The sequence below is a fragment of the Mycobacterium sp. SMC-19 genome, from assembly GCF_045310815.1.
Classification (GTDB): domain Bacteria; phylum Actinomycetota; class Actinomycetes; order Mycobacteriales; family Mycobacteriaceae; genus Mycobacterium.
In genome coordinates this window covers 406,995-427,394 of record NZ_JBJIAM010000005.1, presented here as the reverse complement: position 1 = coordinate 427,394, position 20,400 = coordinate 406,995, and the positions used below count along the sequence as shown (strand labels likewise).

The 20,400-nt window shown below is 67.4% G+C and carries 23 protein-coding genes; 6 read left to right on the top strand and 17 right to left on the bottom strand.

From position 1 onward, the window contains the following. The first annotated feature begins 22 nt into the window (after window positions 1-22). Window positions 23-454 carry an SRPBCC family protein gene (locus tag ACJH5R_RS14305; protein ID WP_406759188.1) on the top strand — a complete coding sequence of 144 codons (432 nt, stop codon included), beginning with the start codon at window positions 23-25 and terminating at the stop codon, window positions 452-454. A gap of 39 nt (window positions 455-493) precedes the next feature. On the opposite strand, the gene ACJH5R_RS14300 is transcribed toward ACJH5R_RS14305, so the two are convergent. The 10 genes from ACJH5R_RS14300 to ACJH5R_RS14255 form a co-directional block, all read right to left on the bottom strand. Beyond that, complete coding sequence (locus ACJH5R_RS14300) at window positions 494-1,747, bottom strand: acyl-CoA dehydrogenase family protein (protein WP_406782201.1); 1,254 nt, start codon at window positions 1,745-1,747, stop codon at window positions 494-496. 50 nt (window positions 1,748-1,797) lie between these two features. Further along, window positions 1,798-2,664: an SDR family oxidoreductase gene (locus tag ACJH5R_RS14295; protein WP_406759190.1), complete on the bottom strand. Its 867-nt coding sequence runs from the start codon at window positions 2,662-2,664 to the stop codon at window positions 1,798-1,800. Window positions 2,665-2,676: 12 nt separating this feature from the next. Beyond that, entirely contained in the window at window positions 2,677-3,543 is an 867-nt protein-coding gene (locus ACJH5R_RS14290) for a MaoC/PaaZ C-terminal domain-containing protein (RefSeq protein WP_406782200.1), read from the bottom strand. Window position 3,544: 1 nt separating this feature from the next. Then, on the bottom strand, window positions 3,545-3,985 hold the full coding sequence (locus ACJH5R_RS14285; protein WP_406759192.1) for an SRPBCC family protein: 441 nt from the start codon (window positions 3,983-3,985) through the stop codon (window positions 3,545-3,547). Between the two features lie 26 nt (window positions 3,986-4,011). Continuing rightward, window positions 4,012-5,217, bottom strand: coding sequence for a lipid-transfer protein (locus tag ACJH5R_RS14280; protein ID WP_406759228.1), 1,206 nt, complete (start codon window positions 5,215-5,217; stop codon window positions 4,012-4,014). A 115-nt stretch (window positions 5,218-5,332) separates the two neighbouring features. Continuing rightward, entirely contained in the window at window positions 5,333-5,968 is a 636-nt protein-coding gene (locus ACJH5R_RS14275; protein ID WP_406782199.1) for a TetR/AcrR family transcriptional regulator, read from the bottom strand. A 107-nt stretch (window positions 5,969-6,075) separates the two neighbouring features. Further along, window positions 6,076-7,053, bottom strand: a complete 978-nt coding sequence (locus ACJH5R_RS14270) for a DUF2804 domain-containing protein (protein WP_406759194.1) — start codon at window positions 7,051-7,053, stop codon at window positions 6,076-6,078. Between the two features lie 7 nt (window positions 7,054-7,060). Continuing rightward, on the bottom strand, window positions 7,061-7,951 hold the full coding sequence (gene truB, locus ACJH5R_RS14265; protein ID WP_406759195.1) for a tRNA pseudouridine(55) synthase TruB: 891 nt from the start codon (window positions 7,949-7,951) through the stop codon (window positions 7,061-7,063). Beyond that, complete coding sequence (locus tag ACJH5R_RS14260) at window positions 7,948-8,607, bottom strand: 4'-phosphopantetheinyl transferase (RefSeq protein ID WP_406759196.1); 660 nt, start codon at window positions 8,605-8,607, stop codon at window positions 7,948-7,950. The genes truB and ACJH5R_RS14260 overlap by 4 nt, the downstream gene beginning before the upstream one ends. Then, a complete protein-coding gene (locus tag ACJH5R_RS14255; RefSeq protein WP_406759229.1) occupies window positions 8,604-9,575 on the bottom strand; it encodes a metallophosphoesterase family protein in 972 nt (323 codons plus the stop codon). Before ACJH5R_RS14255 ends, ACJH5R_RS14260 begins: the two co-directional genes overlap by 4 nt. 109 nt (window positions 9,576-9,684) lie before the next feature. Between ACJH5R_RS14255 and ACJH5R_RS14250 the strand changes: the two genes are divergently transcribed. Together ACJH5R_RS14250 and ACJH5R_RS14245 are read left to right on the top strand one after the other, a co-directional pair. Further along, entirely contained in the window at window positions 9,685-10,269 is a 585-nt protein-coding gene (locus ACJH5R_RS14250; protein ID WP_406759197.1) for a DUF3558 domain-containing protein, read from the top strand. Window positions 10,270-10,273: 4 nt separating this feature from the next. After that, the gene (locus ACJH5R_RS14245; protein WP_406759198.1) at window positions 10,274-11,938 is read left to right on the top strand and encodes a CocE/NonD family hydrolase; all 1,665 of its coding nucleotides are present in this window, start codon (window positions 10,274-10,276) and stop codon (window positions 11,936-11,938) included. Here ACJH5R_RS14245 and ACJH5R_RS14240 read toward each other — a convergent pair. Both ACJH5R_RS14240 and ACJH5R_RS14235 read right to left on the bottom strand, forming a co-directional pair. Next, the gene (locus ACJH5R_RS14240) at window positions 11,885-12,661 is read right to left on the bottom strand and encodes a DUF5642 family protein (RefSeq protein ID WP_406759199.1); all 777 of its coding nucleotides are present in this window, start codon (window positions 12,659-12,661) and stop codon (window positions 11,885-11,887) included. The two genes, ACJH5R_RS14245 and ACJH5R_RS14240, sit on opposite strands and share 54 nt — an antisense overlap. After that, window positions 12,634-12,963, bottom strand: a complete 330-nt coding sequence (locus ACJH5R_RS14235; RefSeq protein WP_406782198.1) for a hypothetical protein — start codon at window positions 12,961-12,963, stop codon at window positions 12,634-12,636. The genes ACJH5R_RS14240 and ACJH5R_RS14235 overlap by 28 nt, the downstream gene beginning before the upstream one ends. 492 nt (window positions 12,964-13,455) lie before the next feature. On the opposite strand from ACJH5R_RS14235, the gene ACJH5R_RS14230 reads away from it, so the two are divergent. Continuing rightward, the gene (locus ACJH5R_RS14230) at window positions 13,456-13,767 is read left to right on the top strand and encodes a hypothetical protein (RefSeq protein WP_406759201.1); all 312 of its coding nucleotides are present in this window, start codon (window positions 13,456-13,458) and stop codon (window positions 13,765-13,767) included. A gap of 24 nt (window positions 13,768-13,791) precedes the next feature. On the opposite strand, the gene ACJH5R_RS14225 is transcribed toward ACJH5R_RS14230, so the two are convergent. Continuing rightward, window positions 13,792-14,343 carry a DUF1802 family protein gene (locus ACJH5R_RS14225; RefSeq protein ID WP_406759202.1) on the bottom strand — a complete coding sequence of 184 codons (552 nt, stop codon included), beginning with the start codon at window positions 14,341-14,343 and terminating at the stop codon, window positions 13,792-13,794. A 33-nt stretch (window positions 14,344-14,376) separates the two neighbouring features. Between ACJH5R_RS14225 and ACJH5R_RS14220 the strand changes: the two genes are divergently transcribed. Continuing rightward, on the top strand, window positions 14,377-15,132 hold the full coding sequence (locus ACJH5R_RS14220; protein WP_406759203.1) for an enoyl-CoA hydratase: 756 nt from the start codon (window positions 14,377-14,379) through the stop codon (window positions 15,130-15,132). A 61-nt stretch (window positions 15,133-15,193) separates the two neighbouring features. Here ACJH5R_RS14220 and ACJH5R_RS14215 read toward each other — a convergent pair whose 3' ends face one another. Further along, window positions 15,194-16,903 (bottom strand): hypothetical protein, encoded by a 1,710-nt coding sequence (locus ACJH5R_RS14215; protein WP_406759204.1) that lies wholly within the window; start codon window positions 16,901-16,903, stop codon window positions 15,194-15,196. A 231-nt stretch (window positions 16,904-17,134) separates the two neighbouring features. On the opposite strand from ACJH5R_RS14215, the gene ACJH5R_RS14210 reads away from it, so the two are divergent. Continuing rightward, entirely contained in the window at window positions 17,135-17,524 is a 390-nt protein-coding gene (locus tag ACJH5R_RS14210; RefSeq protein WP_406759205.1) for a hypothetical protein, read from the top strand. Between the two features lie 11 nt (window positions 17,525-17,535). Here the strand turns inward: ACJH5R_RS14210 and ACJH5R_RS14205 are convergent, their stop codons facing one another. Genes ACJH5R_RS14205 through ACJH5R_RS14195 form a run of 3 tightly spaced genes read right to left on the bottom strand, consistent with a single transcriptional unit; the run spans window position 17,536 to window position 20,391 of the window. After that, window positions 17,536-18,075 (bottom strand): sugar O-acetyltransferase, encoded by a 540-nt coding sequence (locus tag ACJH5R_RS14205; RefSeq protein ID WP_406782218.1) that lies wholly within the window; start codon window positions 18,073-18,075, stop codon window positions 17,536-17,538. Between the two features lie 32 nt (window positions 18,076-18,107). Beyond that, window positions 18,108-19,448 carry an MATE family efflux transporter gene (locus ACJH5R_RS14200; protein ID WP_406782197.1) on the bottom strand — a complete coding sequence of 447 codons (1,341 nt, stop codon included), beginning with the start codon at window positions 19,446-19,448 and terminating at the stop codon, window positions 18,108-18,110. Continuing rightward, a complete protein-coding gene (locus tag ACJH5R_RS14195; protein WP_406782217.1) occupies window positions 19,441-20,391 on the bottom strand; it encodes a DHH family phosphoesterase in 951 nt (316 codons plus the stop codon). Before ACJH5R_RS14195 ends, ACJH5R_RS14200 begins: the two co-directional genes overlap by 8 nt. Window positions 20,392-20,400 lie beyond the last annotated feature (9 nt).

Sequence of the window (20,400 nt, the reverse complement as noted above, 5' to 3'; positions counted from 1 at the left end):
CTGTCCGCTCTAGGCTTTGCGGATGGCAAAGCTTGAGTTGTCCCGTGAACTGTCGCTGCCTCCCGACGAAGCCTGGGCCCACGCGTCGAATCTGGCCGAGTTGGGCGACTGGCTGTCCCTGCACCAGGGCTGGCGTTGCGAAATCCCGGCCGAGCTCACCGCCGGAACCACGTTGGTCGGGGTGGCGGGAGCCAAGGGCATGCGCAACCGAGTCACCTGGACGGTCCGCAAATTCGACCCGCCCGCACTGCTGGAACTGACCGGCGACGGCGTGGGCGGCACCAAGTACGCACTGACATTGGCGATCAGCCCGGCCGCAACGGGTTCGAAGTTCCTGCTGCGGATGGACCTGGGCGGACGGCCGCTGTTCGGACCGATCGGGGCGGCCGCCGCCCGCGCGGTCAAGGGCGACATCGAGGGATCGATCAAGCGATTCGAGCAGCTCTACAGCTGACGCGTCAACCGGCGGCACCCAGGGCAGTCGAAGCACCCCTCAGCCGCTCAGCAGGCCCTTGGCGATGTGGGTGACCTGAACCTCGTTGCTGCCGGCGTAGATCATCAGCGACTTCGCGTCGCGAGCCAACTGCTCCACCCGGTACTCGGTCATGTAGCCGTTGCCGCCGAACAGCTGCACCGCCTCCATCGCGACCTCGGTCGCCGCCTCCGAGGAGTACAGCTTGATCGCCGATGCCTCGGCCAGCGTCGGGATCTTGCCGTGCTTGGCCTTCTCCAGCGTCTGGAACACCATGTTCTGCACGTTGATCCGGGCCACCTCCATCTTGGCCAGCTTGAGTTGGATCAGCTGGAATTGGCCGATGTTCTGGCCCCACAAGGTGCGGCTCTTGGCGTAGTCGACGCAGAGCCGATGGCACTCGTTGATGATTCCCAGCGCCAGTGCGGCGACCCCGACCCGTTCGGCGACGAAGTTGGCCCGGGCACTGTCACGCCCGTCGCCGCCGGTGTGCTCCTCGGTCTCGCCCAGCAGCCGGTCACGCCCCAACCGCACGTCGTCGAAGAACAACTCACCGGTCGGCGAGGAGTGCATACCCATCTTCTTGAACGGCTTGCCCTGGGTCAGGCCCGCCATACCGGCGTCGAGGACGAAGGTGAGCACCTTGCGGTTGCGTGGATCGGTGCCGTCCTGTTCGTCCAGCTTGGCGTAGACGATGAGGGTGTCGGCGTAGGGGCCGTTGGTGATGAACGTCTTCTGCCCGTTGAGGATGTAGTCGTCACCGTCACGCCGGACATAGGTCTTCATCCCGCCGAACGCGTCGGATCCCGCGTCCGGTTCGGTGATCGCCCAGGCGGCGATCTTTTCCAGGGTGACCAGCTCCGGCACCCAGCGTTCCTGCTGAGCCAGCGTGCCGCGCGACAGGATCGTGGCAGCCCCCAGCCCGAGACTGACACCCACGGCGGCGACCAATCCCAAGCTCACGCCGGCGAGTTCGCTGACCAGGATCAATCCCATCGAGGCCTGAGCACCCAGATCGCCGAAGCGGCCTTCCGACGACGCGGCCGGCTTTCCCCCGCCTTCGGCGGTCTGCCGCGCCTGCGCCTTTTCCAGTCGGCTTTTGATGGCTTCGGCCGCAAGCACGTCGATCCCGAAGTCGGCGAACAGCTTCCGCAGGATTGGATACGGCGGCAGTTCACCGCTCTCCAGTGCGTCGAGGTTCGGCCGAACCTCCCGGTCGATGAATTCTCGGACGCTGTCCCGGATGAGCTCGTCGGTGTCGGACCACTCGATCATTGTCTACTCCGTCTCCTCAGCATCACTTCGTTCTGCATCGTCGCCGGTGGCTATGGCAACCTCGCCGCGATGTCGTCGATCTGCCAGATGCCGTCGGTTTCAATGGTGTCGGTGTCGTGCCAGCCGGCCAGCCGCGAGATGGCCCCACCCTGCACCGCATAGACCGTGCCGGTGACCGGGCATTTCTCCGTTGCCAGATAGGCCACCAGCGGCGAGATGTTGGCCGGGCTGAACAGGTCCAGCTCCCCGTCCTCCGGCTCGGCCATCAGCGCGCCCATCCCGGGAGTGGCCAGCGTGAGTCGGGTACGGGCGATGGGGGCGATGGCGTTGACCCGCACCCCATAGCGGTCCAGCTCCTCGGCGGCGATCAGGGTCAGTGCGGCGATCCCGGCCTTGGCCGCGCCGTAGTTCGCCTGCCCGGCGTTGGGCAAGGTGACCCCGGACCCCGAGGCGGTGTTGATGACCGCGGCGTTGGGCTGATCGCCTGCCTTGGACTGCGCCTTCCAGTAGGCCGCGGCGTGGTGCAGCATCGCGAAGTGCCCTTTGAGGTGGACCGCGACCACGGCATCCCACTGCGCCTCTTCCATGCCGGGGATGAATGCGTCGCGCAGGATTCCGGCGTTGTTGACCAACACATCCAACCGGCCGAACTCGTCGACGGCCTGCTGGACAAGGCCTTTCGCGGCATTCCAATCGGAGACGCTGTCGGTGTTGGCCACCGCTCGCCCGCCGGCCGCCACGATCTCATCGACGACCTGCTGCGCGGTGGTGGAGTCGGAACCCTCGCCGGCATTGCTTCCACCCAGGTCGTTCACGACGACGCAGGCGCCCTCACTGGCGAACAGCAACGCGTGCTCCCGCCCGATCCCTCGCCCGGCGCCGGTGATGACGGCGACACGGCCTTCTAACACACCCATTGATTTTCCCCTTCAGTCGGCGATGACAGCCAGGCCGTCGGTGATCGCCATTTCGCCGGCGCCTACGCGCGCGGTCTCGAATGCGTACGTCGTGGCGCCGTCGCCGCGACCGCTGGTCCAGATCCGGGTCTCCAGGTCGTCGCCGGGCAGCACCATCTTGGAGAACCGGACCGCCAACCGCCTAAGCCGGCTGACATCCGAGCCGGCCACCTCGGTGAGCACCGCCCAGGACGTGAACGCCATGGTGCACAGGCCGTGCGCGATGATCCCCGGCAGTCCGGCGTCGCGGGCGACTTCCTCGTCCAGGTGGATCGGCATCGGATCACCCGCGGCCGGCCCGTAGCGGAACGTCTGGTCGGCATCGACGTGCTGGACGACCTTGGCCATCGGCGCCTGCTCGCGCAGGGCGTCGTCGAACTTGTGTCCGGGGCTCAGTTCGCCGATCCGTTTGCCCGCATTGTGTCCGCGGAAAAAGCAGGTCACGTATTGCTCGTTGACCAGTTCGCCGTCCTCGGTGCGGCATTCGAGCAGAATCGCCGCGCGGGTGCCCTTCTCCAGCCCTTCGTAGCCGATCATCTTGCCGCGGGAGACCAGCTTGTCCCCCGGTCGGATAGGCCGGTGGAACCAGAAGTCCTGCTCGCCGTGCACCACCCGCGGGATCAGCTCGACCGGTGCCACCTCGACGGCCGGCACCAGCAGTGACTCGAACACCGGCACGATCGCGAACACCGGCGGTGCGAGGTCGCCGCTGCGGTGCGCGGAGATCGGGTCGTTGGTCGCCTCGGCGTACTCGACGATCAGCTCCCGGGTGACCTCGAAGCGGTCCTCGTCGCTCCACTTGTCCAGCCCGGCATCGTCGAATGCCAGATCGTCGGCCACGTCAGGCCGCCGCCGACGCCAGCGCCTCGAGCTGGGCCAGGGTCTTGTCGAGTTGCTTGGCGCCGTCCTTCTCGACCGCCTTGCCCAGCGCGCCCTTGATCAGCGCGCCCTCGAAGTCGCCGGCCACGCTGAATTGGGAGCCGTCCCCATCCGGAGTGACCGTGAAGTCAAAGCGGCACTTCACCCCCGCCATACCGGTCCCCGACAACGTCAGGCTGGTCGGGGCGTCGACCTTCTCGACGGTCCATTCGATCTTGTTCGCCATCCCCAGCATGACGATCTTGGCGGTCAGCGCCGATCCTTCGGTGAGTGCGGCCGGTGGCTCGGTGAGCCACTTCTCGTGGATGGTGAACCATTTGTCCCAGCCGGACAGGTCGCTGATGGTGTCCCACAGCGCGTTCGGGCTGACGGCCAGGCTTTTGGTGGCTTCGATGTGTCCCATGGTGTGTTCTCCTGCGCTGTCGATGGTTAGCGCTCGGCGCGCTGGTAGGCGGTGACCACGGCGGCGCCGCCGAGGCCGATGTTGTGTTGCAGCGCAGCGGTGACGCCCGGCACCTGGCGCTTGTCGGCGTCACCGCGGAGCTGCCAGGTCAGTTCGGAGCACTGCGCCAACCCGGTGGCGCCCAGCGGATGCCCCTTGGAGATCAGGCCGCCGGACGGGTTGACCACCCAGCGCCCGCCGTAGGTGGTGTCGCCGTCGTCGATCAGTCTGGGCGCATCACCCTCGGCGCAGAGCCCCAGCGCTTCGTACAGCAGCAGCTCGTTCGCCGAGAAGCAGTCGTGCAGCTCGATCACCTGGAAGTCTTCCGGCCCCAGGCCGGACTGCTGGTAAACACGTTGCGCGGCTTGGACGTTCATGTCATAGCCGATCAGGTTCTTGGCGCTGCCGTCGAAGGTGGAGCCGAAGTCGGTGGTCATCGCCTGCCCGACGATTTCGACCGCGCGACCGGCCAGGCCATGTTTGTCGACGAACGCCTCGCTGGCCAGGATCGCCGCACCAGAGCCGTCCGAGGTCGGCGAGCATTGGAGCTTGGTCAGCGGGTCGTAGATCATCCGCGACCCCAGGATGTCCTCGAGGGTGTATTCGTCCTGGAACTGGGCGTACGGGTTGTTGACCGAATGCTTGTGGTTCTTGTAGCCGATCTTGGCGAAATGCTCGGCGGTGGAACCGTGTTGCTTGATGTGTTCACGGCCGGCGGCACCGAACATCCACGGCGCCACCGGGAACAGCACCTCGGAGATCTCGGCGAGCGCGAGCACGTGTTTTTCCATCGGCTGGGCGCGGTCGTCGTAGGTGGACGCCAGCGAGCCCGGCTTCATCTTCTCGAAGCCCAGCGCGATGGTGCAATCGGCCAGCCCGCCCCGGATCGCCTGGGCGGCCAGGTAGAGCGCGGTCGACCCGGTCGAACAGTTGTTGTTGACGTTGACGACCGGGATCCCGGTCAGCCCCAACTCATACAGCGCCCGCTGGCCGGAGGTCGACTCGCCGTAGACGTAACCGACGTAGCCCTGTTCCACCTCGCGGTAGTCGATCCCGGCATCGGCCAGCGCCTTGGTGCCGGATTCTCGGGCCATGTCCGGGTAGTCCCATGCCGATCCGTCGTCGTTGGTCCGCCGGCCCGGCTTCTCGAACTTCGTCATCCCGACGCCGATCACATACACCTTGTTCGCCATGGTTCCCTTTCGCATCCGACCAGTGGCTAGAAACATACAGACCTGATTGCATCTTTACAAGGGTGCGCAGAGGGCCCCTGCGAGCGAAGGTGCGGTGAGTTGCCGGCCGGCGAATTCAGTCGGATTGCGGCAGCACGCCGGCCGCGACCTGACGCAGGTGCACGCAGGCGCGATCCCAGCGCCGCCGGGCGCGCTGCGCATCGTCGTCGACGAAGTTCGACACCAGGATGCCGCGTAACGCATCCATCGCGGTGTAGACGACGTTGCGTATCTCCTTCTGCGCCGGGCGCCCGGGCATCAACCGGGCGATCGCGGCGACCAGGGTCCCGTTGACGACGCCTTCCACCCGTTCGATGTGCTGCGCCAGGACCCGATCGGTGCGGGCGGCGACCCAGAGTTCCACGGTGGCAATGAACATCGGCCCCTGATGGGCCTCCCAAAGAAAGTCCAGGGCCATCTTTACCGGGTCCGGAATCGACCGGACCTGACCGAGTTCACGAATGGCGGCCTGGGTGCGTTGCTGGGCCAGGTGCTCGACGGCGGCGACGACGAGGTCCTCTTTCGACCGGAAATGATGGATCTGGGCGCCCCGGGTGACGCCGGCCAGTTCGGCGATACGCGGCGTGGTGGTGCCGGAGTAGCCGTAGCTCACCAGGCATTCGATGGTGGCGTCGAGCAGGCGGGTTCGCATCGCGGCACTGCGTTCGGCCTGGGTGCGTCGCACCGCAGGTGCACTACCGCTCGCAGTCATCCCGCCACCTCCACCAGTTTCCGGCCCATAACTCGCGCGTCAGCATAACTTCGCAGGGATACGTTTACATACGTTCTCGTAGGCATGTATCCATCCCCGGCGGTTGCTCACCAGAGCATGTGCACCTGTTCGGCCCAGCCGAGTAGGCCGTTGACGGCAATACTCGCTCCGCCGTCGGTGCGGATCCGGCCGTCGTAGTGCCCGAAGCACTGATGGGTCCCCGGCAACGGTGACCGGTGATGGAACGGGGTGAACGTCAGCTCCACCTGGTCACAGTCGGGCGTGCGGATCGTCCAGGGCCCGGCGTATTCCGGGTAGTGCCAGTCCAGTTCGGCGCCGATCTTGGTCAGTCGGCCATCCACGCAGAGCGCGTTCTCGGTGCTTGCCGTGCCGGCAGTCCACTTGCCCCCGAGCTGCAGGCCGACCGTGCGGCCGTCGGTGCGCCCAGAGGCCGCGCCCCAGTTCCACAGGGTGTTGGCCGGCCAACGACCGCGCCCGTGGTCGAGCACCCCCCACCCGCCGGCGAAGTCGTATACGTCGTCGCCGACCTGCACCGTGCCCGACGCCGGCCGCGCGGTGTGCTTGGCGGTGTACTGGAATCTCGTCTCGCTCCACGGCACCACCACCGCCAGCGTCTCGTGTCCGGGTGGCAGGGCCACAAACAGGTCACCGGTCATCGGGCCGGCAGAGGTCTTGCAGGAGAACCGGATCCGCGTGCCGTCGGGCTCGGGGGTGAGATCGATCGCGACCAGGCCACGGGCGGCGGCCGGTCCGTCGCCGAGGCTGGACGGCAGCGTGATCCCCCACCCGCCCGGGTGCAGACAACTGCGACTGAGCTCCCGCCCGGAATAGTCCAGGAGGAAGACGTTGCTCACCCCGAGGTAGTCCAGGTCGGCGACGGTGATCGCGATCAGGTGGGTGGGCGTCGTCAGGCACCAGTACTCCCACCGCTTGGTGCGGCCCCAGCCACGCAGGTTGCAGCGGTGCAGCGGTGTTCGGGTCCAACCGACGGCGGCCGGGTTCAGCAATCCGGCCGCATCGCACAGATCGACCGGCTCGGTGATCTCGCGCTCCTCGGTGGCCATCGGCGGACTATAGCGTCGCCGGCCGGATGACGACCACCGATTTGGTCCGCCTTCCCGAGTCCTCCAATAGTGCGATCACCCGGCCATCGGCGTCGGTTGCCGCGTAGATTCCGTCGATGCCCGCCGGGACCAACGGCCGGCCGTGGCTAACGTCGAGCGCCTCCTCGACGTCCAGGTCCCGGCGCGGAAAGGTCTGCAGGCAGGCGTCATCCAAGCTGTAGCTCAGTTGCGGGCTCTCCCCCACCTCGTCGAGGGTGCGAGCCTGATCCAGCCCGAAGCTGCCGGCCCGGGTACGCCGCAACGCGGTCAGATGACCGCCCACCCCCAGCTCGCTGCCGACGTCACGGGCCAGTGCCCGGATGTAGGTCCCCGCCGAACAGTCCACCTCGACGTCCAGATCGACGAAGGGATCGGCACGCCGCACCGCCAACAACTCGAAGCGCTCGATACGCACCGGCCGGGCCGGCAGCTCGACGGCGCGGCCCTCCCGGGCCAACTGATAGGACCGCTTGCCGGCGACCTTGATGGCGCTGACCGCCGAGGGCACCTGCTCGATGTCGCCGCGCAGTCCGGCGATCGCCGCGGCGATCTGACCGTCGGTGATGTGCGCCGCCGAAGTCGTGGTCAGCACCTCGCCCTCGGCGTCCTCGGTCGAGGTGGTCTGCCCCAACCGGATGGTGGCGGCGTAGGACTTCTGCGACGCGGTCAGCAACCCCAGAATCTTGGTGGCCCGCTCGATGCCGACCACCAGCACCCCGGTGGCCATCGGGTCCAACGTGCCGGCGTGGCCGACCTTGCGGGTCCCGAAGAACCTTCGACACCGCGAAACGACGTCGTGGCTGGTGATTCCGGCGGGCTTGTCGACGATCACCAGACCGGCCGGCGGCGGCGCGCTCACAGCACGATCGCCGTCAGCACCAGGCCGCCTGCCACCGACCATCGGCCGCGCAGCTCAGTCAGCGGAGGTCCGGACAGCGCCGCGGGATCGATCAGGATGCGGGAGCGAAAGCTGCCGTCGGGATCGAAGGTGATGTGGGCGTCCTCGAAACCCAACCACCGCCGGGTCAGCGGAAACCACACCTTGTAGGTGGCTTCTTTGGCGCAGAACAGGATTCGGTCCCAATGCCAGTCTTGCGGCAGCGCTGCGAGTTCGTCACGTTCGACCGGCAGGCTGACGGCTTTGAGCACACCGTCGGGCAGCACGTCGTGTGGTTCGGCATCGATACCCACCGATCGCACGTCGCCGCTGCGGCCTACCACCGCCCCTCGGAAGCCCGCACAGTGCGTCAGGCTGCCGACAACGCCGTCGGGCCACGTGGGCTCGCCCTTCTCCCCCTTGAGGATCGGGACCGGCGGTTGACCGAGCTCTTCCAACGCCAGCCGAGCGCAGTAACGCGCGGTGATGAACTCGTTGCGGCGCTTGGCAACCGAACGGGCCACCAGCGGCTCTTCCTCGGGCAGCGGAGCCAACCCCGGAGGATCGTCGTAGCGTTCGGCCCACGCCAGCGAGTCCGCCGGCGCTCCTTCGAGCACCCTGTCCAGCAGCTTGCTCATCGCGCCTGCCGCTTGCGCAGCCGCTCGGCGAATTTCGCACTGGCCTCGCGCATTTCGTCGGTGATGGCGAAGTGGCCGCCGAACTCGTTGAGGTAACCGGGCGGGTATTGCGGATCGGGCAGTATCTGGCGCAGCCACCGGTGCGGCGGGCGTCGGCGCCACTCTCGGGGATAGCCCACCGACACCTCTTCGAAGCGCACACCGTCGTAGAACGTGGTCCGCGGGATGTGCAGGTGGCCATAGACCGAACACGTCGCGTTGTAGCGGGTGTGCCAGTCGGCGGTTTCGACGGTGCCGCACCACAGCGAGAACTCTGGATAAAACAAAGCGTCGCAGGGCTGGCGCACCATCGGGAAATGGTTGACCAGCACGGTCGGCGTCATCCAGTCGAGGTCTTCGAGCCGCTTACGGGTGACGGCGACCCGATCGCGGCACCATGCGTCGCGGGTGCCGTAGGGCTCGGGCGACAGCAGGAACTCGTCGGTGGCCACCACGTTGTTCTCCCGCGCGATGGCCAGGCCCTCGGCCTTGCTCGTCGCTCCGGCCGGAAGGAACGTGTAGTCGTAGAGCAGGAACATTCCCGCGATAGTGGCCGGGCCACCCTGCTCGGTCCAGACCGGAAAGGGGTGCTCGGGCGTGATGACGCCCATCTGGTCGCACATGTCGACCAGATAGTCGTAGCGCGAGCGGCCGAACACCTGCATCGGGTCCTTGTTGGTGGTCCACAGCTCGTGATTCCCCGGGACCCAGATCACCTTGGCGAACCGCTTGCGCAGCAGATCCAGCGCCCAGCGGATCTCGTCGGTGCGCTCCGCGACGTCACCGGCGACGATCAGCCAGTCGTCACCGGTGGCCGGATGCAGCGCCTCGGTGATCGGCTTATTGCCCAGGTGACCGGTGTGCAAGTCGGAGATCGCCCACAGGGTGGGGCCGTCTGCAGCCCTGCGCTCGTGGGTGGTCACGGGGATCCAGCCTAATGGAGGCACAGAATTAGAACGTGTTCTCGCCTTCCGGGCAGTGGCCGCCGCCACAACTTGTACACTCCCGGCAGTACACCGGGTGGAAGCGAGGAGTGTCATGCTCACCAAACTGCGTCTGATCACCGCGTTGGGAGCGCTGGTGATGGCCGTCGTGATGGTCTGGCAACAGACACCCCCCAACCGGGACGTCGCCGGCGGCTCCGCGGTGCAGTTGCGTTCCACGGCGATACCGCTGGCACCCCCGACCACCTCGAGCAAAGCGGTCAACATCACCAACCCGCGTCCGTTCGACGCCTGCGAGGACATCCCCTACGACGTCATCGCACAGTTGGGGCTGGCATTCACTCCGCCCAAGCCGGTCGAGGGTGTGCGCTGCGAATTCGACTCCGGCAATTACCAGATGGCCGTCGAGACGTTCGTGTGGCGCAGCTACGACGAGTCGATTCCGGCCGACGCTATCGAGATGGACATCAACGGGCACCGGGCGGCGCAGTACTGGGTCATGAAGCCCACCGAGTGGAACAACCGGTGGTGGTTCTCCTGCATGGTGGCGTTCAAGACCAGCTACGGGGTGATCCAGCAGTCGCTGTACTACTCGCCGGTGTACTCCAACCCGGATGTGGACTGCCCCACCGAGAACCTGATGCGCGCTCACCAGCTGGCCCCGCACTACAAGTACTGATCGCGTGGCCGCCACCTCGCCACGTCCGGCCGGCCCGCGCCTTGCCGATGTTGTGGTGAACCGGGCGCTGCGGCGACTGCCGCCGCCCACCACCGGCTATACCGTGCGCCGGGAACACATCCCGATGCGCGACGGGGTCGCGCTGCGCGCCGTCCACTACCAACCGACCGGCGACGTGGTCGGCACCCTGCTGGTGCGCTGCCCCTATGGCCGCAAGTTCCCGTTCTCACTGGTGTTCGCCCGGATGTACGCCGCCCGCGGGTACCGGGTGATCCTGCAGAGTGTGCGCGGCACCTTCGGTTCCGGCGGTGTGTTCGAGCCGATGGTCAACGAGGCCGCCGACGGCGCCGACACCGTCGCCTGGCTTCGCACCAGGACGTGGTTCACCGGATCCTTCGGCACCATCGGGCTGTCGTATCTGGGCTTCACCCAGTGGGCGTTGCTCGCCGACCCGCCGCCTGAGCTGACCGCCGCGGTCGTCACCGTCGGGCCGCATGATCTGTACCAGTCGACGTGGGGCGTGGGGTCATTCGCGCTCAACGACTTTTTGGGCTGGAGCCACATGATGGCCCACCAGGAAGTGCGTCCGCGGATCCGGGCCGGGTTACAGCAACTGACAGCGCAGCGGCGGGTCAGGCGGGCCGCGGCCGCGTTGCCGCTGGGCTCGGCCGGCCGGGCCCTGTTGGGCGAAGGCTCCCCCTGGTACGAGTCCTGGGTCGAGCACCCTGATCGCGACGATCCGTTCTGGGACAGGTTGCGTCACCCGGTGGCACTCGAGCAGACCCGGGTGCCGGTGCTGCTGCTCAGTGGCTGGCAAGACCTGTTCTTGGATCAGGCGCTGGCTCAGTTCGCGACGCTGCGCGACCGGGGAGCCGAGGTGGCGTTGACCGTCGGCCCGTGGACCCACACCGAGATGCTGACCAAGGGACTGCGCACCGTCACCGCGGAATCCCTGGACTGGCTCGGCACTCACCTGGCCGGCACCGACGGACCCTCGCGGACCAGCCCGGTGCGGGTCTGCGTCACCGGCGGCGGGGGCTGGCGCGACTTGCCGGATTGGCCGCCCGAGTCGACCGGCCGAAGCTGGTGGCTGCAGCCCGGCGGGCGGCTGGCCGACTCCCCGGTGGCCGACGGTATGACCGACTCGGCGAGCTTTCACTACGACCCCGCCGATCCCACTCCCACGGTTGGCGGGCGACTGCTCGCCCCGGGCGGCGGCTATCAGCGCGACGACGTGTTGGCGCGCCGCGCCGACGTGCTGGCCTTCACCGGGGAGCCGCTGACCGGGGATGTCGAGGTGTTCGGCAGCCCGGTGGTGGAGCTGGCGCATTCCAGCGACAACCCGCACGTCGACGTGTTCGTCCGGGTCAGCGAGGTCGACGCCCGCGGACGCTCACGCAATGTCAGCGACGGCTTCCGGCGGCTGAACCAGACCTCGGGGACAGTCCGTATCGAGCTGGACCAGATCGCCCACCGATTCGCGGCAGGCTCACGCATCCGGCTGCTGATCGCCGGCGGCTGCCACCCCCGATTCGCACGCAACCTGGGCACCGACGAGCCCGCTATCAGCGGCGCCTCCCAGCGACCGGCAACGCACACGGTGCGCCTGGCCGGCTCACGGTTGCTGCTGCCCACGGACCGCCGCGACGGCTTTGACCAGCAGGTCTGACATCAGCCGCTGCGGGTCCAGCTGCTCATCCGCGCTGCCCATGACCACAACCGACGTTCGTTCGTCGAGCGCCGCCGTGTACAGATAGTCGGGATCCTCCTCGGGGTTCGCCACACTCAGCTTCACCCCGGTCGTGGTGGCCCCGGCGATGGCAGGGGCCGGGATCCGCTCCACGGTCCCGGTCGCCTCCGGCGAACCGGCCAGTGAGATCCGATCACAGCCCGCCGGTTCAGACTCGGCCGCAACGGGATTGGGTGATCGCAAGGCGACAACGTACATGTTGCCCTGATCTCCCTGCCCGATCACGCCGGCAGCTTCGGTGCCGACCGTCGGATCGACATACGGCGGGATGACCACCGACCGGCACTGCGGCGGGTCCACCTGGGCGTCGGTGAACGCCGCGACCGCGGAGCCGTCGATGTCGGCCTGGCCGAGTGTCTTCGCCGGGTGCGCCTGCGCGGTGAAGCCTTGCGGAAAGTCGTCGGCGACGGCGCCGACGTGCGAGATGTCGTAGGGTGCCGGGCTCGGCTCGGCGGCGGGCGGTTGGGACGCAACCGGCCCCGCCGGGGCGACTTCGGTGCTGGCGCCGCACCCGGCGAGGGTTGCCCCGACGCCGAGTGCGGCCAGCAGTACCAGCCCGTGCCTGGCGGCACGTCGCTGACCACGGTCAAGACCTGGCTTGGCCGACACTTCGATCACCACCACCACCACCAGCGGTGCCACAGATGGTGATGGCGCCACCAGTGATGGTGCCGGCCCCACCATTGCGGCATGGGCGCCATGCGCATGTCACTGGCGAACACGGTGTCCGCCGGTGCGCGATCGATGCCGACGCGAGTGCCCAGCGAGACCGGGGCGCCGGCCGGATTCCCGACCACGTGGACCGCGGCGGGCGGTGGTACGGCAACCTCCCCCGGGGAGGCCTGCGCCGGCCCCGTCGCGCCGACCAACAGCGCGCCGGCCAATGTCCCGGCGCCGATCGCTCCAGCGGCCACGCGCCGGCACGAATTGCGTGAAATCAACATGATTTCCTCCCTCGTCAAGATTCCCGAATCATCTTGATATTCGCAGGCTAGCACCGAGAAAGGCGCTCGACAACGGTCCGATTAACAATTTTTTTGCCTTCCGAATGTCTCGCTTAAATCGGACCACACACGGCGATTATCGCAGTTCAAAGCCTATCTACTGAGTTACTGATCCACTGATTCACGGATGTCCGTATTTAATGGAATGATGATCGATCAAGCCGGTCTAATATTTCTTTAATCTTGTACAGATAATGGCTCGACAAATTGTTGTCCGGTAGGTTTGCGCAGGCTTGACCGGGACTCGACATCCGCCGACTGACCGCTGAATGCACGTATGCGATCACCACAAGGCCACGCAGCCCTCAGCGCGACTTTCGTCGATCACCCTCGCGGCCGTCGATCGGGCGCTCTGGTCAACCGCGACGGTTGACGGGCTACTCTGGCGTGAGTACCCAGGGTGAGGTTCCACCGCAACCGAAGGTCCATACGATGAGAGCAGCTGCCAGCGATCCCCTCGACAACCGCAGTTTGGGTGTCCCGGCCACCGGCTGGACACCGCCCCGCGAAACCGGAATGAAGCCGACTGAGCCGATCCCGCTGCGTCAAACCCGCACCCGCCGCACTGTCGATCTGTCGCCGGCCCAGCACCGCGGACTCGACCTCTGGCAACGCGACGCCGCCGACCGGGTGGGATGCGCCCGCATTACGGGGCAGGAAGTCATGACTGCGTTGATCGACCAACTGCTCGCCGACCCGGAACTCTCGGCGCAGATCATTCGGACCCTGCGGTCCCGTCGATAGCCCAGATCTGAGCCCACGATTCCTTCAGCCGACGGTGTCGCGAACCCGGGTAGTCACCGCGTCAAGCTCGTGGACGGCGTAAACCGGGGCGCCCAGCTCCGGGTCCGCGATCGGTAACTGCACCCAGCTGGCGCAGCCGGCGTAGTCAGGGCTGCGCGCCAACCGCACCGGCGTCGACAGCGGGAACACCTGAACCACCAGGGCCGTCAACCGATGTTTGGGCCGGAAATCAACCCGATCGGCGCGTACCGATTCAGTGGTCCAGATGTGCAGGTCCGCGATGTCCTCCAACGCCTCGGGCCGCTCGACCGGCAGCGCCGCAACGACTTTGGCTGCGGCCCGCACCAGCACCTGCTCCACGGTGGAATCGGCTGCCGCCGGCACGATCAGGTCGCGGTGTTCGGGACGAACCCGCTCGGCGTGACTGTGTACCGATGTCGGAAACAGCAGGAATTCCTCGGCGCTCACATCGAAGCGCTTCTCGTGAATACCGCCTTTACGCAGCAGGATTCGTTGCCGGCCGGCCAGCAGCGCGGCGACGACAGCGCTCCACTCCTTCAACGCCATACCGTGCATTCCGCCCAGCGTAGCCGGGGCTACGGTGAACCGATGAGCGACGACATTCTGCAGGTCCAGACACAGGACCGAATCCGCACCCTGACCCTGAACCGCCCGCAGGCCCGCAATGCGCTCTCCGGCGCCTTGCGTGAGGCCATCTTCGGTGCGCTGGCCGACGCCGACGCCGACGACGGCGTCGACGTGCTGATCCTGACCGGTGCCGATCCGGTGTTCTGCGCCGGTCTGGATCTCAAGGAGTTCGGCGAATCCACTGGGCTGACGGATATTTCCCCGCAGTGGCCGCCGATGACCAAGCCGGTGATCGGTGCCATCAACGGTGCGGCGGTCACCGGCGGACTCGAGTTGGCGCTGTACTGCGACGTCCTGATCGCCTCGGAACAGGCCCGGTTCGCCGACACCCATGCTCGCGTCGGTTTGCTGCCTTCCTGGGGACTCAGTGTTCGACTCCCCCAGAAGGTCGGCGTGGGCTTGGCCCGCCGGATGAGTCTGACCGGCGACTACCTGTCGGCAGCCGACGCGCTGCGGGCCGGGTTGGTCACCGAGGTGGTGCCCCACGCCGAGCTGCTGACCGCGGCGCACCGGGTGGCCGCCTCGATCGTCGGCAACAACCAGGCCGCGGTGCGTGCACTGCTGGCCTCCTATCACCGCATCGACGAGTCGCAGACCGCCACCGGCCTGTGGCTCGAGGCGATGGCGGCCAAACAGTGGCTCAACACCGTGACCGGCGCCGACGTCGCCGCCAACCGGGCGGCCGTACTGGAACGTGGGCGCGCCCAGGTGCAGTGACAAAACACGTCCCGGACGGCGCTTGCGGCACCGTCCGGGACGTGTCAGTTGAGGCGAACTGCTAGAAGTCGAGCCCCAGGAATGCAGCGCCCGGGTCCATCAACGCCGAGGCGTCGAAACCACCGAACAGCCCGCTCAGGTCGAAGTCGCCGAACGGGGTGACGAAGGTGTCGGTGACGGTGCTGTCGGCGCCGTCCAGACCGGGGATCGCGGAGTAGACGTTGGCGAAACCGCCACCGAGGTTCAAGACGCTGTACACCGAACCGAGCACCGGCAGGTCTGCGGCGTCGCCATCACCGGGCGTCACGCTGTCGATGACGAACTCGGTGGTGGTCAGGCCCAACAACTGGGTGACGGTCTCCTGCGCGTGTGCAGTACCGAGCAGGTCGGTGCCGTCATAGATGTTGAAGTCCTGCGACGTGATCGGCAGCGGGAAGTAGGTGCCGCCGAGGTCGACGCCGGGTGTACCGCCGCCGATGTTGAGGAACGGCAGCGCACCGACCGTCTGGAAGACCGGCGCGAATCCCGGGGTGGCGTCGGCTCCGGTCCCGGTGAACGGGTCGAAGGTGGTGCCGCCGATGGTAAAGGCGTCCTCGCCCACTGCACTGTCGCTCAGCGCGCCGAACGCGGCTCCCGGGTCCATCGAGATCCCGCCGGCCATGCCGCTGAACAGCCAGCTCAGGTCCATGCTGCCGAACGGGGTGACGAGCGTGTCGGTGATCGTGCCGTTTTCGCCCGGGGTGGCGACGTAGACGTTGGTGAAGCCGCCACCGAAGTTGAACGCGTCGTAGACCGTCCCCGCGGCCGGCAGGCCGTCGCCGGTGTCCGAGCCGTCGGTGACAACGAGCTGGGTGTTGGTCATGCCCAACAGGTTGGTCACGTCCACCGAGGTGTTGATGGTGCCGATCTGGGTGGCGTCGTCACCGGTGCCGCTGAATACGTTGAAGTCCTGGGAGGCCAGCCCATTGCCTTGGTGGCTCGGGTCACCCAGCGATGCGCCGCCGATGGCCAGCAGCGGCGCCGCGCCGCCGAGCGCGGTGATCGGCGAGAAGCCCTCCTGCGCCGCGTCGCCGGTTCCCGTGAAGGGGTCCAGCGTGAGACCACCGATGGCGAAGGCGTCCTCGCCACCTCCGGACGCCCCAGCCTGCAGCGCATCGAAGGCGTCGCCCGGCAGCAGCGGGTCCGCCGCGTTGAAGCCGGCGAACATCGAGCTCAGGTCCATGCTGCCCCAGGGCGTCACGAAGGTGTCGGTGACCGTCCCGTCCTCGCCGGGGGTGGCAACGTAGACGTTGGCAAAGCCCCCGCCGAAGTTGAAGACGTCGTAGACCGAACCGGTCACCGGCAGATCCGCCGCCGAACCACCGGATGCGGCGGTGACGTCAGTGATGGTGAATTGCGTGTTGGTCAGACCCGCCAGGTTGGTCACGACGACGCTGGAGTTGATGCTGCCCAGGCTGGTGCCGTCCGCGCCGTACACCTCGAAGTTCTGGGGAGCGGTCGGCAGCAGGCCACCGGGGCTTCCGCCGCCCAAGGTCAACAGTGGCGCGGACCCGGTGAGCGGGTGAACGAGGGAGAAGCCCTCTGCGCCGGTGGCGTCGTTGAAGGGATCGAACGTGTATCCGCCAATGGTGAAGGCGTCGGCGCCGGTGGCACTCGGCGCGACAACGTCGTCACTCGGGCCTGCCACGGCGACCGCAGCCTGCAGGAACGCCGCAGTAAGTAGCCCACCCCCGGTGGCCAGACCTGCGGCGATCAGTCGGTAATGCATCATTTTCGAGCTTCCCCATCTCCGTCGTTTTCCCAAGCCAGTGGGTTACACCCCCAGGGTCAGGCGTGTGTAACTGGTAACAACGCGCAGAACGCTACCCGCGAGTAACCTAAATGTATAGATAGGCAGTGTAGATTTTTCCTGTCAATTAGCTGGACAAACAGAACGCCTCGACGCCCCCGCAGCAGGGTTACGGTGAGACAGCAAACCGGACCTACCCAGGGGGACTCAGTCGTGGCTCAGCACTCCCCGCCGTATCCCCCGTGGCCCCACGGCAACGTCACCCCGCCGCCACGCCGGCGGCCCGGGGATGTCATCGCCGCATCGCTGCTCGCCGTGCTCCTGCTGCTGGCCTGCGGGCTGGGCCTCATCTACTCGATGTTCGCCGGCATGGCGACCGACGTGTGCTCCAGTGCCCATCGCTGCAGTGACAACCTGATCAACGGGGCCTACCTGGTGGCCTGGGGCGGTATCGGTGCTGCCGTGCTCACCACCTTGGTCGGCATGAGCGTCAGCGCGCGCCGACGGAGCCGCATGCTCACCTGGCCGGCACTGGGCTGGTTGATCTTCATCGTCACCTTCGTCACCGGCGGTTTCCTGCTGAACGCCGGCGTGGGCGGCTGACGGCTGACGGGCTAGCCGAGCGATCGAAGGATCCGGCAGGGGTTTCCTGCCGCGAGCACGCCGGCCGGTAAGTCTCGGGTCACTACGCTGCCGGCCCCCACCACGGTGTCGGCGCCGATCGACACCCCGGGGCACACGATCACCCCCGCAGCCAGCCAGACGTTGTCGCCAATGGTGATCGGAGCGGCCGATTCCCAGCCGGCCCGCCGCGCGTCGATGTCGTCGACGGGGTGCAGCGCCGTCAGCAGTTGGGCGCAGGGTCCGATCGATACGTTGTCCCCGATGGTGATGGGCGCGCAGTCCAGAAAGACCGCGTCGTAGTTGACGAAACAGTTGGCGCCGATGCTGGTGTATGTGCCGTAGTCGCAACAGAACCGGGGCAATATCTCCGAGTTCGCCCCGAAGGATCCGAGCAGTTCACCCAGCAGTTCACGGCGGGTGTCCGCATCGTCCGGCCCGGTGGCGTTGAACGCCGCCACCAAACGCTGACATGCCTGCCGGCCGGCGACCAGGTCCGGGTCGTCGGGCCGATACGGCGCTCCGCGCAGCATCCGTTCTCGCGCACTGCTCACGCCAGCCGATCCTACGGCCGCCCGGCCCGTACCCAGCGCCCGGAAAGCGCCCGCCACCCGACGAACAGCAACCGCAGCACCAGGGAAGCGGTCAGGCCCGACCATATTCCGGCAAGCCCCCAACCGAAGGCCAACGACAACCACACCAGCGGCAGGAAACCAACCAGCGCGCTGATGACAGTGGCGGTACGCATGAACGCCGTGTCACCGGCTCCCAGCAACACTCCATCCAGCGCGAAAACGATTCCGGCAATGGGTAATTGGGCCACCAGAAACCACCAAGGCACCCCGACAGCGGTCAGCACCGCGACATCGTTGGTGAACAACCCCGGCAGGAGTCGCGCACCGAGTGCCAATCCCGCCGCCAGCACGGCAGCAGCGACCAAGGAGAACAGAGTGACCCGGCCCGCCACCGACTTGGCATGACGGACGTCGGATGCGCCCAACGCTGCGCCCACCAACGCCTGCGCGGCGATGGCCAGCGAATCAAGGGCCAACGCCAGGAAGTTGAACAGCTGCAACACGATCTGGTGGGCGGCCAACGCCGCGGCCCCGAAGCGCGCCGCGACCGCGGCAGCCGAGACGAAGCTGACCTGAAAAGCCAGCGAGCGCGCGATGAGATCGCGTGCCATGACCAGTTGCGCCCGCAGTACTGCGCGGTCGGGCTTGCAGGACACCGGTTCACGGCGCAGCGCACGCAGGAACAACAGCGCGGCAAGCCACTGGCCCGCGCAGTTGGCCACCGCCGAGCCGGCCAGACCCCAGCGCGGCATGCCCAGACCGCCGAACACCAGCAGCGGGCATAACAGCGCCGAAAGCGCAAAACCCGCAACCACATAGCGCGGCGGCCGCGCCGTGTCCTGTACCCCTCGTAGCCATCCGTTGCCCGCCAACGACACCAGAATTGCCGGAGCGCCGAGAATGGCGATCCGCAGCCATGGCAGGGCTGCTCGCGCGATGCTGTCACCCCCGGCCACGGCCGAGACCAGCGGCACCGCCACCGCCTGCACCCCAAGCACGACCAGCACCCCCAGCCCCAAGGCGAGCCAGGTGGCCTGCACCCCCTCGGCGACCGCCGCGGACCGATCGTCGGCACCGAAATGCCGCGACGAGCGCGCCGTCGTTCCGTAGGACAGGAATGTGGCCTGCGAGGCGACCAGACTCAGGATCAGCCCGCCGATCGCAAGACCGGCCAGACCCACGGCGCCGAGCCGGCCGACGACAGCGGTATCGAACAGCAGATACAGCGGTTCGGCGGCCAACACCACCAGCGCCGGCAGTGCCAGCGCCGCGATCTGGGGGTACCTCCCGCTTGCGGGGGACTTTGTCCCGGCGCCGGACTCGTCAGCCAAGGCCGGCGACCAGCGCGGCGACCACGTCCTGTGCCGTACCGGTGACCGTGTACCCGGCGGCCAGGCGGTGACCGCCGCCGCCGAAAGCCACTGCCACGGCGCTCAGGTCCACCGCCGCCTTGGCACGCATCGACACTGCCCAGCACCCGGGCTCGGTCTCCTTGAACACCGCCGCCACCTCGGCTTGGGCGGTGGTACGCACGATGTCGACGATGCTCTCCACCTCCTCGGGCCGCGCCGCGGTCCACTCGGCATGGTCGACCACCGCGTAGACCAGCCCGCGCCCGCCCGCCGCGTCCGGCAGCAGTTGCGCACCCGCCAGCACCCGCGACAGCATCGTCAGCCAGCCGAACGGATGGGTGTCCATGACCGTGCGGGTGACCGCCGCATTGTCGACCCCGGCTTCCACCAGGCGCGCCGCCAGCCGATACGCGCGAGCACTGGCCCACCGGAACGACCCGGTGTCGGTGGCCAGCCCCGCATACAGGCAGTGCGCCACGTCGGCGTCTATCGGCTCACCCCAGGCGTCGAACAGCTGCGCCACCATCATCGTCGTCGAATCCGCCGACGCATCAACGAAATTGGCCGTGCCGAAAAATTGGTTCGAGGCGTGATGGTCGATCACCAGCAGCTCACGTCCGACAGCCAGCTGACCCAGCTCCCCCAGCCGATCCGCGCTCGAGACGTCGACCGTCACCACCAGATCGACGTCGCAACGCATCACGTCGGCAGCGACCAGCAGGTCACCGCCCGGCAACGACTGCAGCGACTGCGGAAGTGCCGCCGGCCGAGCGAAACTGACTTCGACGGCCTTGCCGCGCCGTCGCAGGAGCGACGCCAAAGCCAGCCCCGCACCGATGGTGTCGGCGTCGGGATGCACATGACAGATCACCGCCAGCGTGCTCGCGCCCGCCAGCAGTTCCACGGCTTCGGCGGCGTCCACCCGCCGACT

Bases quoted from the DNA above. Each gene is read 5' to 3' on its own strand.
- ACJH5R_RS14305 (WP_406759188.1), top strand. From the start codon at position 23: ATGGCAAAGCTTGAGTTGTCCCGTGAACTGTCGCTGCCTCCCGACGAA.
- ACJH5R_RS14300 (WP_406782201.1), bottom strand. From the start codon at position 1,747: ATGATCGAGTGGTCCGACACCGACGAGCTCATCCGGGACAGCGTCCGA.
- ACJH5R_RS14295 (WP_406759190.1), bottom strand. From the start codon at position 2,664: ATGGGTGTGTTAGAAGGCCGTGTCGCCGTCATCACCGGCGCCGGGCGA.
- ACJH5R_RS14285 (WP_406759192.1), bottom strand. From the start codon at position 3,985: ATGGGACACATCGAAGCCACCAAAAGCCTGGCCGTCAGCCCGAACGCG.
- ACJH5R_RS14280 (WP_406759228.1), bottom strand. From the start codon at position 5,217: ATGGCGAACAAGGTGTATGTGATCGGCGTCGGGATGACGAAGTTCGAG.
- ACJH5R_RS14275 (WP_406782199.1), bottom strand. From the start codon at position 5,968: ATGACTGCGAGCGGTAGTGCACCTGCGGTGCGACGCACCCAGGCCGAA.
- ACJH5R_RS14270 (WP_406759194.1), bottom strand. From the start codon at position 7,053: ATGGCCACCGAGGAGCGCGAGATCACCGAGCCGGTCGATCTGTGCGAT.
- ACJH5R_RS14260 (WP_406759196.1), bottom strand. From the start codon at position 8,607: ATGAGCAAGCTGCTGGACAGGGTGCTCGAAGGAGCGCCGGCGGACTCG.
- ACJH5R_RS14250 (WP_406759197.1), top strand. From the start codon at position 9,685: ATGCTCACCAAACTGCGTCTGATCACCGCGTTGGGAGCGCTGGTGATG.
- ACJH5R_RS14235 (WP_406782198.1), bottom strand. From the start codon at position 12,963: ATGTTGATTTCACGCAATTCGTGCCGGCGCGTGGCCGCTGGAGCGATC.
- ACJH5R_RS14230 (WP_406759201.1), top strand. From the start codon at position 13,456: ATGAGAGCAGCTGCCAGCGATCCCCTCGACAACCGCAGTTTGGGTGTC.
- ACJH5R_RS14225 (WP_406759202.1), bottom strand. From the start codon at position 14,343: ATGCACGGTATGGCGTTGAAGGAGTGGAGCGCTGTCGTCGCCGCGCTG.
- ACJH5R_RS14220 (WP_406759203.1), top strand. From the start codon at position 14,377: ATGAGCGACGACATTCTGCAGGTCCAGACACAGGACCGAATCCGCACC.
- ACJH5R_RS14215 (WP_406759204.1), bottom strand. From the start codon at position 16,903: ATGATGCATTACCGACTGATCGCCGCAGGTCTGGCCACCGGGGGTGGG.
- ACJH5R_RS14205 (WP_406782218.1), bottom strand. From the start codon at position 18,075: ATGCTGCGCGGAGCGCCGTATCGGCCCGACGACCCGGACCTGGTCGCC.